Genomic DNA, 16,962 nt, shown 5'->3' on the forward strand with positions numbered 1-16,962 from the left:
AAGAGCTAAACACTAAATGGTTGAGTTTTAACCGTAAAAGTTTTCCACATTTACATGAAACTTGCTCTGACATGGACTTACACACAATAATGGAGCAAAAATAAATAAAAATGACGAGTTAAGGTTAAACAATGCTATGTAAATGTTTATAAATAAAGGAAAAAAGTATTAAACATTAATTTGGTTAAAGAAATTTTTATTCTTCGTAACAAATCAAAAATATTTTCTACTTATTGGGTATAAAACATACATCACTTAATGTTAGTAATTCAAGATTTACATAAATCATACGATACAGGAAAAAGTAAGCTGCACGTTCTCAAGGGAATTAATCTTAATATTTCCGAAGGCGAGTTTGTTTCTATCATGGGTAGTTCCGGGTCAGGAAAATCAACGCTTCTTAATATTATCGGGATCCTGGATGAAAAAGATTCGGGAACGTATGAACTGGATGGTGTTCCCATTGAACATTTGTCCGAAGTGAAAGCAGCTGAATACAGAAGCCAGTTTTTGGGTTTTATCTTTCAGTCTTTTAATCTGATCGGATATAAAACGGCATTGGATAATGTAGCGCTTCCTTTATACTATCAAAATGTACCCAGGAAAGAACGTAACCAGAAAGCTATGGAATATCTTGAAAAGGTAGGTCTTGCCCAGTGGGCCAATCACCTTCCCAATGAACTTTCCGGAGGTCAGAAACAGAGGGTGGCCATTGCAAGAGCATTGATTACGAATCCTAAAGTGGTTTTAGCGGATGAACCTACGGGAGCATTGGATTCTAAAACGACTCATGATATCATGAAGCTTCTTCAGCAGATTAATAATGAAGGAAAAACCATTATTGTCGTTACCCACGAACCGGATGTTGCAGCACAAACCAAAAGAAATGTTGTCTTAAAAGACGGGATTATTGAAAGTGATGAGTTTATCAAGCAGGTTGTTTTATAAAAATGTGCTGATTTGAAAATTTGATAATGTATTAATTTGAAAATTTAAAGCCTTATGTCTTCAATATTTTAATCTTTAAATTTTTCAATCATTTAATAATATAAAATTATGTTTGACCTTGATCGTTGGCAGGAAATATTCAGTTCTATCCGTAGTAATGTATTACGGACGGTGCTTTCAGGGTTTACGGTAGCATTAGGTTTATTTATTTTTATTGTCCTTTTCGGTATTGGAAAAGGACTGCAAAATGCATTTACCGAAGGCTTTGCCAGAGACGCCCAAAACCTTATCTCCATTTTTACGGGAAGAACCACTCTGGCTTATAATGGTCTTCAGAGTGACAGAACGGTTACCATGAATAATGAAGACTATGATTTTCTGGTAGGAATGGATAAGGAAAAAGTAGGATATTCCTCTCCGAGATATCAGGCAAGCTTACTGGTTAAATACGGGAAGGAAAGCGGAACCTATCAGATCAACGGAGCTGATACGGAAGAAAAGTTTATTGAAAACAGAAAGCTTCTTGAAGGGCGTTATCTTACCCCCACAGATCTGGAAAGAAAGCAAAATGTTGCCGTTATCGGGAGGATGGTGCAGCGGGATTTGATTAAAAACGGAAGTCCGGTGGGCAAAGATTTAAATATCAACGGAACCATGTTTAAAGTAGTAGGAGTGTTCTCTGATGATGGAGGAGACTGGGATGAAAGACATATTACAATTCCAATCACTACTTTGCAACAAATGAAAAAAGGATCGGATACCGTAAGCACGGTGTATATAGCCTATAACGAAAATATGACGCCGCAAGAGGCCATTAAATATGGGGATGAACTGAAAAGCAGGCTGAAATCCAGAAAAAATGTTTCTCCGGATGATGAAAATGGAGTAAGGGTGTGGAACAATGCACAGAATATGAATGATACATTTATGTTTTTGGCTGTAATCACGGCTATTGTAACTTTTATTGGTCTTGGGACCTTATTGGCAGGGATTATCGGGATTAGCAACATCATGGTATATATTGTTAAAGAAAGGACTCAGGAAATAGGCGTAAGAAAGGCGATTGGGGCGAAACCCAAAAGTATTGTCGCTTTGATCGTTCAGGAAAGTGTCCTGATAACAGTAATTTCAGGGTTTGTAGGAGTGGGGCTCGGGGTATTGGCGTTGAATTTAATAGGAGACAGCCTGGAAGAGTTTTTCATCAAAGATCCTAACGTAGGCTGGGTAACCATTTTTGCTGCATTCATTGCTTTGGTTTTCTCCGGATTGATTGCAGGGTTTGTGCCGGCGTACAGGGCTTCCAAGATTAAGCCGATAGAAGCTTTGAGGGTAGAATAATTAATTTGATCATTTGAAAATATGGTGATATCAAATTAAACTGAAAATAATTATCACTCATCATTTATAACTTATAACTCATATTAGAAAGTGAATATCATATTCAAAAAAGATACATGGCAGGAAATTTATTATTCATTGAGGAATAATAAGCTCCGTACATTCCTGACGATGATCGGAGTGGGATGGGGGATGTTCCTATATGTAAGTCTTCTGGGTGCCGCTAAAGGAATGGAAAACGGGTTTGATAAATTATTTTCCGGATTTGCAACCAATTCTATTTTTCTTTGGGCTCAGAACACCTCTATACCTTACGAAGGGTTTCCGAAAGGAAGACAGATGCACCTGCATTTGTCCGATATGGAAATGCTGAAAAGGAAAATTCCGGAGATCGATTATATCTCGCCACAGAATGCCCGGGGAAGCTTCACCGGAACTCCTGGAGAAGCGATGTCCAGAAATGGTAAAAACGGAACCTATTCGCTGACGGGAGATTATCCGGTAGGTAATAAAATTTCGGAAAAAAAGTTGATCTTCGGACGATATATCAATGATGCGGATGTTTCGGGAAATAAAAATGTGGCTGTTATCGGTGAAGAAATATATAAGAATTTCTTTGATGCCAAAAAGCAGGAGAACCCTCTTGGCAAATCCATTAATATTAAAGGGATCTTCTTCAATGTCATCGGAGTTTTCAGAGTGAAGAAAGGCGGAGGTTTTGAAAATGATCAAACGGTATTCATTCCTCTTTCTACTTACACCAAGATGTATAATGCGGGAGACCAGATTGATATGTTTGCAATTGTGAGCAAACCCAATGCGAATGTGGATAATGTAGAAGAAAGCGTAAAGCTGTCATTAAAATCTAAAAACAAAGTTTCCCCGGAAGATACGAATGCCTTCGGAAGTTTTAACCTGGGAAAAGAGTTTAAGAAATTAACCGGATTTTTAACGGGAATGCAGCTTCTGACCATTATTGTAGGAACCTTAACGATTCTTGCAGGGGTTATTGCCATTTCCAATATCCTTTTGATCACGGTAAAGGAAAGAACTAAGGAAATAGGGATCAGAAGAGCGCTGGGAGCAAAGCCCGCAGAAGTAAGAAACCAGATTTTGTTGGAAAGCGTTGTCATCACATTGTCTTCCGGATTGCTCGGATTTATTTTTGGAATCTTTGTTCTCATGATTTTAAGTATGCTTACCCAAAACCAGGATTCGTTTCCATTCTATAATCCTACAGTAAATTATGGAAACGTATTTGCAGCGATGGCGGTGATGGTAATATTGGGATTGATTATCGGAATGATTCCGGCTCAGCGAGCTGTAAAAATACGACCTATTGAAGCATTAAGAACAGAATAAATAATAAGTTGATCATAAGATAATTGAAGATTTTATAATGATTATAACTCTTTAATTATCCAATCTTAATTTTAAAATCATTTAAATAAATAAACTAGATATATGAAAAAGAAATTCACTTGGAAAAAAGCCATTTATATTCTCTTAGGGCTTTTATTTGTAGTGGCATTATTCTCAGGAATAGGGTATCTGATTAAATCCAACTCCAAAGAGAGTGAAGCTTTCCTTACCCGTAAACCCACCATTCAGAATATGGATGATAAGGTAATGGCTACAGGAAAAATTATCCCAAAAGAAGAAATTGAAATAAAACCCAATATTGCGGGAATCATTGATAAAATTTTAGTAGATGAAGGAGACAAGGTAACTGCCGGACAACTGATTGCTACGGTAAGAATTATTCCTAATATTGCGGATGTAAACAATGCGCAACAGGAAGTCCAGAATGCCCAGCTTCAGATTAGTAACGCCAGAATGAATGTAGAGAACATGCAGAAGCAGTTTGCCATGCAGCAAAAATTATATACCCAGGGTGTTATTTCCAAGCAGGAATATCTGAATTCTCAACAGCAGCTCTTTTCTCAGCAGCAGTCTCTTAAAAATGCCAATCAGCAATTGCTTACGGCACAAAAAAGATTGCAGATCGTAAAAACAGGTGCTACTCCTGAATTACAAGGCCTGGCAACTACCCAGATTCGTTCTAAGGCTTCAGGAACCGTTCTTGAGGTACCGGTAAAAGTAGGAAGTCAGGTAATTGAAGCCAATTCTTTCAATGCCGGAACCACTATTTGTTCTATTGCTGATCTGAACTCTTTGATTTTCCAGGGGGAAATTGATGAAGCTCAGGCAGGAAAATTAAAGCAGGGGATGGATATGAATATCGTCATCGGTGCTTTACAGAACAAGACATTCCCCGGAAAGTTAACGATGATTGCTCCTAAAGGAAAAGACAATAACGGAACCATTAAATTCCCTGTGGAAGGAACAGTTTTCAATCCCAACAATGAATATATCAGAGCGGGATTCTCTGCCAACGGGGAAATTGTACTGGATTCAAAAAAGAATGCTTTGTTACTGGATGAATCCCTTGTTCAGTATGAAAAGAAAAACGGAAAGGATGTTCCTTTTGTTGAAGTGAAACAAAAAGACGGGAAATTCAAAAAAGAATATGTAAAACTGGGAGCCAGCGATGGAATCAATGTTCAGATCCTTCCGGGATCGCCAATTACAAAAGATTCTGAAATTAAAGTTTGGAACCCTTCAGACAAAGACAAAGAAGAACTAAAAGAAAAATCAAAAAAATAGTAGACTAATACTGTATATTCAAATGTAGAATCCTAAGGAGTTTTTCTTAGGATTTTTTTTAATTTTAAACTAAATAATAACGATAACCCATGAAAAAAAGCACTCTTATTCTGATCCTTTTTATCCTGGCAAAATTTGTTCTGCAATATACTCTCATAAGTCCTGAATATGAGCTTCACCGCGATGAATATCTACATATTGATCAGGGGAATCATCTGGCGTGGGGATATTTATCGGTTCCGCCGGTGAATTCATGGATAGCATGGGTCATTATCATGTTGGGGGGCTCCGTATTTTGGGTGAAGTTCTTCCCGGCTTTATTCGGTGCCTTAACGATCCTGATGGTCTGGAAAATAATTGAAGTGTTAAAAGGTAGTTTATATGCTCAGATTTTGGCTTCCACAGGAATCTTATTTTCAGTGCTTCTCCGTCTGAATATGCTATTTCAGCCAACATCACTGGAAGTTTTATGCTGGACAATGATTTATTATTCGCTGATCAGGTATTTCAATGAGAAAAAAATAGCATGGCTGTATATCGGAGCCGTAATTTTTGGATTAGGGATGCTAAATAAATATAATATTGTCTTTTTACCTTTAGGACTTATTCCTGCCCTTTTGCTGACCAGGCAGAGGAATATATTTTTACGGCCTCATCTTTATGGAGCTGCAGCTATTGCCTTTATTATTTTTTTGCCCAATTTATTATGGCAATACAACAATGGTTTTCCAGTCATCCATCACATGAAGGAACTTTCGGAAAGACAGCTGATCAATATCAATAGGCTGGATTTCATGAAATCACAGATATTATTTTTCGTAGGGGTGATTTTTGTAATTATAGCAGGTTTTTATGCCTTGGTTTTTTATAAGCCGTTTGAGAAATTCAGGTTTTTGTTTTTGGGATATATTTTTACCATAGCCTTATTTTTATTTTTTCAGGCTAAAGATTATTATGCGATAGGTTTATATCCGGTTTATATTGCTTTCGGATCAGTGTATCTGTCTCATCTTTTCGAAAAAAGAAAAAAAATTCTCCAGCCTGTCAGTATTTTAATTCCGGTACTGTTGTTCTTGCCTTTATATAGTGTTGCTTTTCCTAATAAAAGTCCCCAATACATTCTCAATCATCAGGAAAAATATAAAAAGCTGGGCCTGCTTCGCTGGGAAGACGGAAAAGATCATTCCTTACCGCAGGATTTTGCCGATATGCAGGGGTGGAAAGAATTGGCCCAAAAAGTTGATAAAGAATTTTCCAAGTTTCCTTATTCTGAAAACACATTGGTACTTTGTGATAATTACGGACAGGCAGGAGCTATTAATTATTATTCTGTAAAGGGAATAAAAGCCGTATCCTTCAATGCAGATTACATCAATTGGTTTGATTTAAGTGAAAAATATGTCAACCTAATCAGAGTGAAGGAATACTCCGAAGATAAAGAAGATGAACTGGAAGAAACAGGAGCGTTCTTTGAAAACTCTAAAATTGTAGATTCTATCACCAATGCATTTGCCAGAGAAAAGGGGACAAGGATCTTTAGCTTTGCGAAAGCTAATATTGACATTAAAAAAAGAATTCAGGAGGAAATCAATGAACAGAAAAACAGGGATTAACAGATAATTAACTCTTCTGCATAGTGATGTATTCTAATTAAATTTTTATTTTCGTTTTAATGAAAAGTACTCGTATGAAGATCTTATTCCAAATTTTATTTCTGTTCTTTGCAACCATTATTCTAAGCTGTAATTCTCAAAAATCAGCCGTTGAAAAAGGAAAAATAATGTATAAATCTGATGATTTGGTAATCATCAAACTGTCTGATAATTTATATCAGCATATTTCATTTTTAAATACTGACTCATTCGGGAAAGTTGAATGCAATGGAATGATTGCAAAAGATGGAAATGAAACTGTGATTTTTGATACTCCTTCTGATGATAAAAGTTCTGCGGAACTTATTTCCTGGATTAAGAATGATCTGCATGCCAACATAAATGCTGTGGTTCCAACTCACTTTCATAACGACTGTGTAGGAGGATTGAAGGAATTTGATAAAAATAATATTCCTTCCTACTCCAATAATAAAACCATTGAACTAGCCAAAGCAGCAGGAGCCAATGTACCGACTCACGGTTTCGATAATGAATTGACCTTACATGTAGGCAGCCAGAAAGTATATGCAAAATTTTTTGGAGAAGGACATACCAAAGACAACGTAGTAGGTTATTTCCCTAAAGAAAATGCCGTATTTGGCGGCTGTCTGATTAAAGAGGTAAACGCAACAAAAGGCTATCTTGGTGATGCTAATGTTCAGGCCTGGTCTGCAACGGTTGAGAAACTAAAGACTCAATATCCTGATGCGAAAATCATTATTCCGGGGCATGGGAAAATAGGAGGGATAGAATTATTGGATTATACGATAAAACTCTTCAAAAATAATTAAGAACAATTTGAACAATATCCGGAAATAAATCCGTTGAAATTTACAGATTGATACCCCTGTGGTAATTTTATATCCACTTCATTTGGTAAACATTCGATTTTTCCGCATTGTAAACACCTGAAATGGAAATGATTGTGCTTATGAGCTTTTTCGGAACAATTCACACAAAAAGCAAAATAAAACTTTCCGTCATCGCTCAAAATTTTATGAATGATTCCGTCATCACAAAAACTGTTAAGGACACGGTAAATGGTGGCCCTGTCTACCGATTCTCCCAGCTCTTTCTGTAAGGTTTCCTGGCTGACGGCTGATTTAGTTTTCTTTAAAGACTCTAGAATCAATTGCTTTGTTTTTGTGTTTCTCTTAATCATAATGCAAATATAAAAATTATTATTGCGACATTATCGCATTAATAAAAAATGTTTTACCTTTGCTGAACAACAGATTAAAAGTTCACTATGGAAAGCAACAATTTTGAAGTAATTATAATAGGCGGAAGCTATGCGGGACTTTCTGCGGGAATGGCCTTAGGAAGATCTCTGAGAAATATCCTGATCATTGATAGCGGCAAGCCATGCAACAGGCAAACTCCACATTCCCATAACTTTATCACCCATGATGGGAAGGCACCGCAAGAAATAAGCTCCATGGCCAAATCGCAGGTAAAGAAATATGACACAGTGAAGTTTCATGAAGGTGTTGTGAGAAATGCTTATAAAACTTCAGGAGGTTTTGAAGTTGAAACAGCGTCAGGTGAAAAGTTTAATGCTGGAAAACTCATCATCGCTACAGGGGTGAATGATATAAAACCTGATATTCCGGGATTTGAAGAATGTTGGGGAATTTCAGTACTGCATTGTCCGTATTGTCATGGTTATGAAGTGAAAAACGAAACGACGGGAATTCTGGCTAATGGAGATATTGCCTATGAATTCTCAAAAATGATTCTGAACTGGACTAAAGATCTAACGTTGTTTACCAATGGGAAATCAACCCTTAGCAGTGAACAGGCTGAAAAGCTAATGGATCATCATATTCATATCAATGAAGATGAAATAAAAGAAATAGTACATGACAATGGGCAGATTCAAAAAATTGTTTTTAAAAACAATAAGGAAATACCCCTGAAGGCATTGTATGCAAAAATACAGGTGGAACAAAATCTGGATGTTTCCCATGATCTGGGTTGTGAAATGTCTGAACATGGTCTTATTAAGGCTGATGCTTTTCAAAAAACAACCGTTCCAGGCGTATTTGCCTGCGGAGACAGTACAACCATGATGAGGTCTGTGGCCAATGCGGTTGCTCAGGGAAATTTGACAGGTGCGATGGTCAATAAAGAGCTTGTTGATGAAGAATTTAATTAAAATAATATCCTTGTAGCTTAGCTGCAAGGATTTTTTTCAGAAAAAATTGGTGATGTAAATTAATTATCGTAATATTGCGATATAGATTATCAATAAAATGGGTGCTACAAAAACAGACTTCTTTACAGAAAAACAAAATAAGCTCGCAACGATTGCGAAAGCTTTGGGACATCCTGCAAGGATTGCCATTATTGAGTATTTGCTTAAAGTGAATGATTGTATCTGTGGTGATATTGTGAATGAATTACCATTAGCGCAGCCTACAGTTTCGCAACATTTAAAAGAATTGAAGAATGCAGGATTAATCAAAGGGAATATTGAAGGAAACTCCATTTGCTATTGTATTGATGAGAACGCTTTTGAAGATTTAAATGCCTTCTTTACCAAAGTTATTTCTATAGTGAAAAAGCAAAAATGCTGTTAAAAAATTTTATCAAAGTATATCGCAATATTGCATTATAACAATTTAAAAACAAATATTATGAAACTTTCTGAAATCAAAACCATTCTGCCAACCTTGGAAAATGTTGAGTTTCAATTGGAAGACGGAAAATTCGTACCTGAGCATTTTCATGTTACTGAAATAGGCATCGTAACCAAGAACTTTATCGATTGCGGAGGAACCATACGAAAAGAAGAAAAAGCGAATTTTCAGCTATGGGATGCTCATGATTTTGAACACCGCTTAAAACCCGGAAAACTTTTACATATTATCAAGCTTTCCGAAGAAAAACTGGGAATCGGGGATTTTGAAATTGAAGTTGAATATCAGGATCAGACTATAGGAAAGTATGACCTGGATTTTAATGGTGAAAATTTCGTTTTGAAAAACAAAATGACGGCCTGTTTAGCAAATGATGCCTGTGGAGTACCGTCACAGAAGCAAAAAGTAAACTTAGGAGAACTTGCTCATCAACAGAATTCATGTTGTGCACCCGATTCAGGATGCTGTTAAATTTTAACTAAACTATTAAAAATGAACGTGTCATTAACAGAACTTATTGAGAACATCCTTATTCAGCCGATAGATGAAGGGCGGAAGAACATTCTTCAACCGTTGATAGATTTTATACAATGTAAAATTGAAGAAAAGAAGCCGGTAAATATCAATTTTATATGCACTCATAATTCCCGCCGGAGTCACTTTTCCCAAATCTGGGCTCAAACCGCATCTTCATATTTTAATGTTCCTGACGTACAGTGTTACTCAGGAGGGACAGAAGTCACGGCTTTATTCCACAAAGTTGCTGAAACATTAGCAGCGCAAGGATTTACTGTTTTTAAAATCTCAGATACTGAAAATCCGGTTTATGCAATTAAATACGCGGAAGACAGACATCCTGTAATAGGTTTTTCTAAAAAATATGATCATCCTTTTAATCCTGCCGGAGATTTTGCAGCTGTTATGACCTGTTCACAAGCGGATGATGGCTGTCCTTTCATTGCGGGAGCAGATCAACGTATCCCTATTACTTTTGAAGATCCTAAAGGGTCTGACGGAACTTCTTTCCAGGATCAGGTATACAAAGAAAGAAGCTTGCAAATCGCAGCAGAAATGGTATACGTTTTCTCACAGATAAAAAAATAGAATGAAAATAGCAGTAATAGAACAAAAACATTATCCTGAAATAGCAGGAATATATGAGCAGGGAATCCGTACAGGAATTGCCACCTTTGAAACCACAGTTCCTAATTGGGAGGCTTGGAATGAAAGCAGGCTTCCTCACAGCAGGCTGATTGCAGTTGATGGTGAGGAGATATTAGGATGGGCTGCTCTTTCTAAGGTCAGTAGCCGTTGTGTATACGAAGGTGTGGCGGAAGTGAGTGTCTATGTATCGGAAGCCCACAGAGGAAAAGGGGTTGGGAAATTTTTAATGGAAAGCTTGATACAAGAAAGCGAATCTAATGGAATATGGACCCTGCAGTCCGGGATGTTTCCGGAAAATGAAGCTACTATAGCTCTACACAAGAAAAATGGGTTCAGAATCATTGGCTATCGTGAAAAAATTGGCAAGCTGGCCGGAATATGGAGAGATAGTGTTATAATGGAAAGACGAAGTAAAACAATAGGAATAGATTAACCATATGCAGCCTAAATTAAAATTCCTTGATCGATACTTGACCCTATGGATTTTTCTGGCAATGTCAGCCGGTGTGGCTTTAGGGTATGGATTTCCTGAAATGTCGAAGGTTACGAACAGTCTTTCCGTTGGTACTACAAATATTCCTTTGGCGGTTGGACTCATCCTGATGATGTATCCTCCTTTGGCAAAGGTAGATTATACATTACTGCCTCAGGTATTTAAAGATAAAAAAGTATTATCCATTTCACTACTATTAAACTGGGTGATAGGTCCGGTACTCATGTTCATATTGGCAATCCTGTTCCTTAGAAATGAACCGGATTATATGGTAGGCTTAATTCTGATCGGCTTAGCAAGATGCATTGCTATGGTAATTGTATGGAATGATCTGGCAAAAGGGAATCGGGAATATGCCGCTTTACTGGTGGCTCTCAATAGTGTTTTTCAGATGCTCTCTTATAGCTTTTTGGTTTGGTTATTTATTAATGTATTACCAAAACAACTTGGTTGGGGGAACTTTAGCGTATCTGTACCAATGGGGGATGTCGTTAAGAGTGTAATCATTTATTTGGGAATACCATTTGTAGGCGGTTTTTTGTCACGGTATTTTCTTGTAAGGTTAAAAGGAAAAGAATGGTATAACAGAAAATTCATTCCTGTACTATCTCCTGTTACCTTATATGCATTATTATTTACCATTGTTCTTATGTTTAGTCTGAAAGGAGATAAAATATTGGAATTGCCGATGGATGTGATAAAGGTAGCCATTCCGCTGACCATCTACTTTATCATCATGTTTTTTACCAGTTTTTTTATAAGCAAACTCATGAAAGTCCCGTATGACAAGAATGCTTCAATCGCATTTACTGCTACAGGAAATAATTTTGAGCTGGCTATTGCCGTTTCCATTGCTGTTTTTGGAATACATTCATCTCAGGCATTTGTAGGAGTAATAGGTCCATTAGTAGAAGTTCCGGTATTGATTGTATTAGTCAAAATAAGTCTGTATCTTAAGAAAAAATATGAACGGGTATAGATTGAATATTCATTCGGGACGAAGAAAAAATCATATTTATATATACTGAAATCTCGTTGGAAATTCCGTACATTTGGGGTGGAAAATCTTTAAAATTATATTAGATGGACATTATTTTCGACCTTATTGAAAAAGAAAGACAAAGACAATCCCATGGATTAGAGCTTATTGCATCAGAAAACTTTGTTTCTGAAAATGTAATGAAAGCAATGGGGAGCGTACTGACTAACAAATATGCAGAAGGATACCCTGGGAAAAGATATTACGGAGGGTGTGAAGTAGTAGATGAGGTTGAAACTTTAGCCATCAATAGGGCAAAAGAGCTTTTTGGTGTTGATTACGCCAACGTGCAGCCACATTCTGGCTCTCAGGCCAATGCAGCTATTTATCTTGCAGTTTTGAAGCCCGGAGATAAAATTATGGGAATGGACCTTTCTATGGGAGGGCACCTTACTCATGGCTCTGCAGTTAACTTCTCAGGAATCCAGTATGATGTTGTTTCTTACGGAGTACAGCAGGAAACCGGCTTGATCGATTATGATCAGATGAGAGAAGTTGCCCTAAGAGAAAAACCTAAAATGATCATTGCAGGATTCTCTGCATACTCAAGAGATCTGGATTACGCTAAATTCAGGGAAGTTGCTGATGAAGTAGGAGCTACACTTTGGGCAGACATTGCCCACCCTGCAGGTTTAGTGGCGAAAGGATTGTTAAATTCTCCTTTTGATCACTGTCATGTGGTAACCACAACTACTCATAAAACGCTAAGAGGCCCTAGAGGAGGAATGATTCTTATGGGCAAAGATTTTGAAAACACCTATGGCCATAAAACACCTAAAGGAGAAATCAAAATGATGAGCCAGGTGTTGGACGGAGCTGTTTTTCCTGGAATTCAGGGAGGTCCTCTTGAGCATGTTATCGCAGCTAAAGCGGTTGCTTTCGGGGAAGCTTTGGATATTCAGTTTGAAACCTATGCGAAACAAGTCCGTTCTAATGCTCAGGCATTGTCAAAAGCTATGATCAACAGAGGTTTCGATATTGTAAGTGGAGGAACAGATAATCACTTAATGCTTGTAGACCTAAGAAATAAAGGAGTAAACGGGAAAGAAACCGAAAAAGCCTTAGTTCTTGCTGATATTACATGTAATAAAAATATGGTTCCTTTTGATGATAAATCACCGTTCACAACTTCCGGAATCAGATTAGGAACTGCGGCTATCACAACAAGAGGCCTGAAAGAACAGGATATGGAAACTATCGCTGAATTGATCTCGGAAGTAGTTGACAATCTTAAAAATGAAGAGGTAATTGCATCTGTTAGAAAAAGAGTTAATGAATTAATGGAAGGGAAAGCATTATTCAACTATTAATATTTACCAAATTGATATAATAAGAATGGGCGTAAGCTCATTCTTTTTTTGTAATCATGGATAAAAAATCTTTTACTTTTGAAGAAATTAAACAGAAGCTGGTTCATTATTGCGTGTATCAGGATCGCTGTCATGCAGAAGTAGAGCAGAAAATGAAAGAATTTTTGCTGATTCCGGAAGCAAAGGAGGAAATTTTTTTATACCTCATACAGGAAAATTATTTGAATGAAGAAAGATTTACAAGAAGCTATATCAGAGGTAAGTTTTACATCAAACATTGGGGGCGGAACAAAATCCGGATCAATTTGAAACAGAAACAAGTTTCTGAGAAGCTGATCGAAAAATGCTTTGATGAAATTGATGAAAGAGATTATGAAAAAACTTTGAGAAAAATTTTTGATGATTATTATTCAAAACAGAATGGATTAAAGGAATACCAGAAGAAATCCAAGACTATAAAATATTTGATGAGTAAAGGTTTTGAATATGAGAAAATAAATGATATTTTTGAATAACACAAAATGATGTAAATAATAATAAACAATTGGAAGAGCAAAAAATATGGCTTTCGCCTCCGCATATGGGAGGTAATGAGTTGAAGTATATACACAATGCATTTGATACGAATTGGATTTCACAATTTGGTCCGAATATCAATGAGTTTGAAAAATGCCTTGAGAATTATTTAGGAGAAAATTCTTTTGTATCTGCCGTGTCTTCCGGAACAGCAGCTATTCATTTAGCATTGAAATTATTAGATATCCAGAGCGGAGATATTGTCATCTGCCAGTCATTTACTTTTGTAGCCTCGGCAAATCCCATATTATACGAGAAAGCGATTCCCGTATTTGTAGATAGCGAACCTGATACTTGGAATATATGTCCAAATGCTTTGGAAGATGCCATAAAGCATAATATTCAAAAAGGAAAAAAACCTAAAGCTATTTTGACCGTCTCTTTATATGGAATGCCTTACAAAGTTGATGAAGTTCTTGAAATTTCCAAGAAATATGAAATCCCTGTTATTGAAGATAGTGCCGAAGCTTTGGGAAGTCGCTATAAAAATCAGCTTTGTGGAACTTTCGGGGACTTATCTATTGTGAGTTTTAATGGAAATAAAATTATTACAACCTCCGGAGGCGGAGTTCTTATTTCCAGAACAAAAGAACATAAAGAAAGAGCTTTTTATCTAGCAACACAGGCCAAAGAGGATAAGGAATATTATAGTCATTCGGAAACAGGATATAACTATAGAATAAGTAATGTTTCGGCAGGCATTGGAATTGGACAAATGGAGGTTTTGAATGAAAGAATCGCACAACGAAGATTGAACCATGAATTCTATAATGACATTCTAGCTCAATTTGAAAACATAGAATTATCTTCTGAACCGAACGAAAATTTTTATTCTAATTATTGGTTGAATACTATACAAATCAAACGATCAGATAAACTATCCAAAGAAATATTAAAGGAAAAGTTTTCAGAAAGTAACATAGAAACCAGATACTTATGGAAACCGATGCATCTGCAACCTTTATATAAAGGATGCGATTTTTTTGGGAGTAATCTTTCTGGTATAATTTTTGACAAAGGTTTGTGCTTGCCTTCAGGTACAAATCTTACGGATATATGCAAAGAGAGAATTTTAAAAGTTCTAAACATGGTGAAGTAATTTGTTTTTTGAAATTTTATTTTAATTTTGCATGGCTATATTATTAAAACTTGAGTTTTTATATCTCGTTAACATGAACATAAATAAAGACAATGTACAATTCTCTTAGAAAAAAAATATTTGGAGGAGATAATGTTGTCAACCTCTCGGACGTAAGATATCTTCCCAGATGGATAATCCTTGTCATAGATATTATCATTCTGATAGCATCTCTATATCTTTCTACTTATATAATAGAGAAAATTACCAAACAGGAATTTATTTATCACAAAGATAAAAGCGTCATTTTTGCCTTTATCATTCTTATAAATACTGTGTTTATGTATGTCTTTAAAACCTATGCGGGGATTATAAGACACTCAACATTTATAGATTTATTTAAACTGTTGATTTCATGTTTCTGTACAATGATTATTGTAGGGACGATCAACATTACTTATTTTTGGGTTACAGGGAGCAAATTCATACTGACTCCTTATTTAATACTTTATTTTATTATTTCCTTTATGGGGCTTTTTCTTTTCAGATTATATGTGAAAGAATTCTTTCATATAGTTCGTGAATACCGAAGAAGCGCCTTAAAAAAAAGAATCCTGGTGTTGGGAATTGATGAACAATCCATAGCCATTGCAAGAGCGGTTCTTGACAATCCCAGTCTTCCTTATCAGGTAGTAGGTTTTCTTACTCAAAGAACAGACACTAAAAGAGCTTCTTTATTAGGAAAACCGATTTATGAGAAGAAAAAAATTGAGGAAACAACAAAGGAAGACCTTGTGATAGATGGGGTAATCATTATCAAGGAAATGATGTCTAAAGATGAAATGAACTCATGGGTAAATTTATTCTTGGAAAAAGATCTCCATATTTTTAAAGCACCATCAGTACAAAAATTAAGAGACAGTGATCTTGGAGGATCTATTAGGAATCTCCAAATTGAAGATTTACTGAACAGAAAGCCAATTAAGATTGAAAATGAAGATGTTAAAAAAAGACACTTCAATAAAGCGGTATTGGTTACGGGGGGAGCGGGATCAATCGGAAGCGAAATTGTCAGACAGGTTGCTCAGTTTGATCCGTCATTGATAGTTGTTTTAGATCAGGCTGAAACACCATTGTATGATGTTGAGCTTGAAATGAAGGAAAAATTCCCTCATATCAGATTCAAGTTTGTTTTGGCTGATGTATCCAATAGGCATAGGATAGAACCATTATTTCAGACTTATAATTTCTCGATGGTATATCATGCAGCAGCATATAAACATGTTCCATTGGTAGAAGAGAATCCTCATGAAGCTATTTTGGTCAATGTCTTAGGATCAAAAAATATTGCTACATTGTCCAGTAAATATAAGGTTAACAGGTTTGTAATGGTGTCAACAGATAAAGCTGTGAATCCTACCAATGTTATGGGTGCATCCAAACGTGCGGCAGAATTATTTGTTCAATCGTTACAAAATGTTGATGGAAATACTACCAAATTTATAACCACGAGATTCGGAAATGTTCTGGGATCAAACGGTTCAGTGATTCCTCATTTTAAAAGACAAATTGAAGCAGGAGGCCCCATTACCATTACTCATCCTGATATAGTAAGATATTTTATGACTATTCCTGAAGCCTGTGAGTTGGTTCTGCAGGCAGGAACAATGGGGCAAGGAGGTGAAATTTTCGTTTTTGATATGGGTGAGCCGGTTAAAATATTGGATCTTGCCAAAAGAATGATAAAATTATCAGGATTTGAACCTAATATAGATATTAAAATTATTTATACAGGATTAAGACCGGGTGAAAAGCTATATGAAGAACTATTAAGTGATAATGCCAAGACACTTCCTACTCATAATGAAAAAATTATGATTTCAAAGGATCCTACGATGGAATTCTTTAATATTGAATCTCTGGTTAATCTAATTACCAAAGCTTCCATAAGAAGAGACAAAGTAGAAGTGGTGCGGATTTTGAAGACTATTGTTCCTGAATTTAGAAGTAATAATTCTATCTATGAAGTATTAGATAGATAAGAAATTATAATGT

Annotated in this window: 17 protein-coding genes; 16 read left to right on the forward strand and 1 reads right to left on the reverse strand. The window is 36.1% G+C overall.

Annotated elements, in window-relative coordinates:
* Positions 1-258: 258 nt before the first annotated feature.
* From BCF58_RS02630 to bla, 6 genes are all read left to right on the forward strand, one after another.
* The gene (locus BCF58_RS02630; protein WP_121460236.1) at positions 259-948 is read left to right on the forward strand and encodes an ABC transporter ATP-binding protein; all 690 of its coding nucleotides are present in this window, start codon (positions 259-261) and stop codon (positions 946-948) included.
* 108 nt (positions 949-1,056) lie between these two features.
* Positions 1,057-2,286 (forward strand): ABC transporter permease, encoded by a 1,230-nt coding sequence (locus tag BCF58_RS02635; RefSeq protein ID WP_121460237.1) that lies wholly within the window; start codon positions 1,057-1,059, stop codon positions 2,284-2,286.
* A gap of 90 nt (positions 2,287-2,376) precedes the next feature.
* Entirely contained in the window at positions 2,377-3,648 is a 1,272-nt protein-coding gene (locus BCF58_RS02640) for an ABC transporter permease (RefSeq protein ID WP_121460238.1), read from the forward strand.
* 102 nt (positions 3,649-3,750) lie between these two features.
* Complete coding sequence (locus tag BCF58_RS02645; protein WP_121460239.1) at positions 3,751-4,953, forward strand: efflux RND transporter periplasmic adaptor subunit; 1,203 nt, start codon at positions 3,751-3,753, stop codon at positions 4,951-4,953.
* An 89-nt stretch (positions 4,954-5,042) separates the two neighbouring features.
* The gene (locus BCF58_RS02650; protein WP_121460240.1) at positions 5,043-6,566 is read left to right on the forward strand and encodes a glycosyltransferase family 39 protein; all 1,524 of its coding nucleotides are present in this window, start codon (positions 5,043-5,045) and stop codon (positions 6,564-6,566) included.
* 74 nt (positions 6,567-6,640) lie between these two features.
* Entirely contained in the window at positions 6,641-7,396 is a 756-nt protein-coding gene (bla, locus tag BCF58_RS02655) for a subclass B1 metallo-beta-lactamase (protein WP_121460241.1), read from the forward strand.
* Here bla and BCF58_RS02660 read toward each other — a convergent pair.
* On the reverse strand, positions 7,393-7,767 hold the full coding sequence (locus BCF58_RS02660) for a Fur family transcriptional regulator (protein ID WP_121460242.1): 375 nt from the start codon (positions 7,765-7,767) through the stop codon (positions 7,393-7,395). The two genes, bla and BCF58_RS02660, sit on opposite strands and share 4 nt — an antisense overlap.
* An 87-nt stretch (positions 7,768-7,854) precedes the next feature.
* Between BCF58_RS02660 and BCF58_RS02665 the strand changes: the two genes are divergently transcribed.
* The 10 genes from BCF58_RS02665 (at position 7,855) to BCF58_RS02710 (ending at position 16,949) form a co-directional block, all read left to right on the forward strand.
* Positions 7,855-8,763, forward strand: a complete 909-nt coding sequence (locus tag BCF58_RS02665; RefSeq protein WP_121460243.1) for an NAD(P)/FAD-dependent oxidoreductase — start codon at positions 7,855-7,857, stop codon at positions 8,761-8,763.
* A gap of 97 nt (positions 8,764-8,860) precedes the next feature.
* A complete protein-coding gene (locus tag BCF58_RS02670) occupies positions 8,861-9,187 on the forward strand; it encodes an ArsR/SmtB family transcription factor (RefSeq protein WP_121460244.1) in 327 nt (108 codons plus the stop codon).
* 57 nt (positions 9,188-9,244) lie between these two features.
* Complete coding sequence (locus BCF58_RS02675) at positions 9,245-9,718, forward strand: DUF6428 family protein (RefSeq protein WP_121460245.1); 474 nt, start codon at positions 9,245-9,247, stop codon at positions 9,716-9,718.
* Positions 9,719-9,739: 21 nt separating this feature from the next.
* Complete coding sequence (locus BCF58_RS02680) at positions 9,740-10,351, forward strand: arsenate-mycothiol transferase ArsC (protein WP_121460246.1); 612 nt, start codon at positions 9,740-9,742, stop codon at positions 10,349-10,351.
* A 1-nt stretch (position 10,352) separates the two neighbouring features.
* Entirely contained in the window at positions 10,353-10,844 is a 492-nt protein-coding gene (locus BCF58_RS02685) for a GNAT family N-acetyltransferase (protein WP_121460247.1), read from the forward strand.
* Between the two features lie 4 nt (positions 10,845-10,848).
* On the forward strand, positions 10,849-11,883 hold the full coding sequence (arsB, locus tag BCF58_RS02690) for an ACR3 family arsenite efflux transporter (protein WP_121460248.1): 1,035 nt from the start codon (positions 10,849-10,851) through the stop codon (positions 11,881-11,883).
* Positions 11,884-11,987: 104 nt separating this feature from the next.
* Positions 11,988-13,253 (forward strand): serine hydroxymethyltransferase, encoded by a 1,266-nt coding sequence (gene glyA / locus BCF58_RS02695; RefSeq protein WP_121460249.1) that lies wholly within the window; start codon positions 11,988-11,990, stop codon positions 13,251-13,253.
* A gap of 56 nt (positions 13,254-13,309) precedes the next feature.
* Positions 13,310-13,768: a regulatory protein RecX gene (locus BCF58_RS02700; protein WP_185144819.1), complete on the forward strand. Its 459-nt coding sequence runs from the start codon at positions 13,310-13,312 to the stop codon at positions 13,766-13,768.
* Between the two features lie 65 nt (positions 13,769-13,833).
* Positions 13,834-14,928, forward strand: coding sequence for an aminotransferase class I/II-fold pyridoxal phosphate-dependent enzyme (locus BCF58_RS02705; protein ID WP_121461026.1), 1,095 nt, complete (start codon positions 13,834-13,836; stop codon positions 14,926-14,928).
* 92 nt (positions 14,929-15,020) lie between these two features.
* Entirely contained in the window at positions 15,021-16,949 is a 1,929-nt protein-coding gene (locus BCF58_RS02710; RefSeq protein WP_121460250.1) for a polysaccharide biosynthesis protein, read from the forward strand.
* The last annotated feature ends 13 nt before the right edge of the window (positions 16,950-16,962 follow it).

It is taken from the genome of Chryseobacterium defluvii (assembly GCF_003634775.1).
Taxonomy (GTDB): Bacteria; Bacteroidota; Bacteroidia; order Flavobacteriales; family Weeksellaceae; genus Chryseobacterium; species Chryseobacterium defluvii.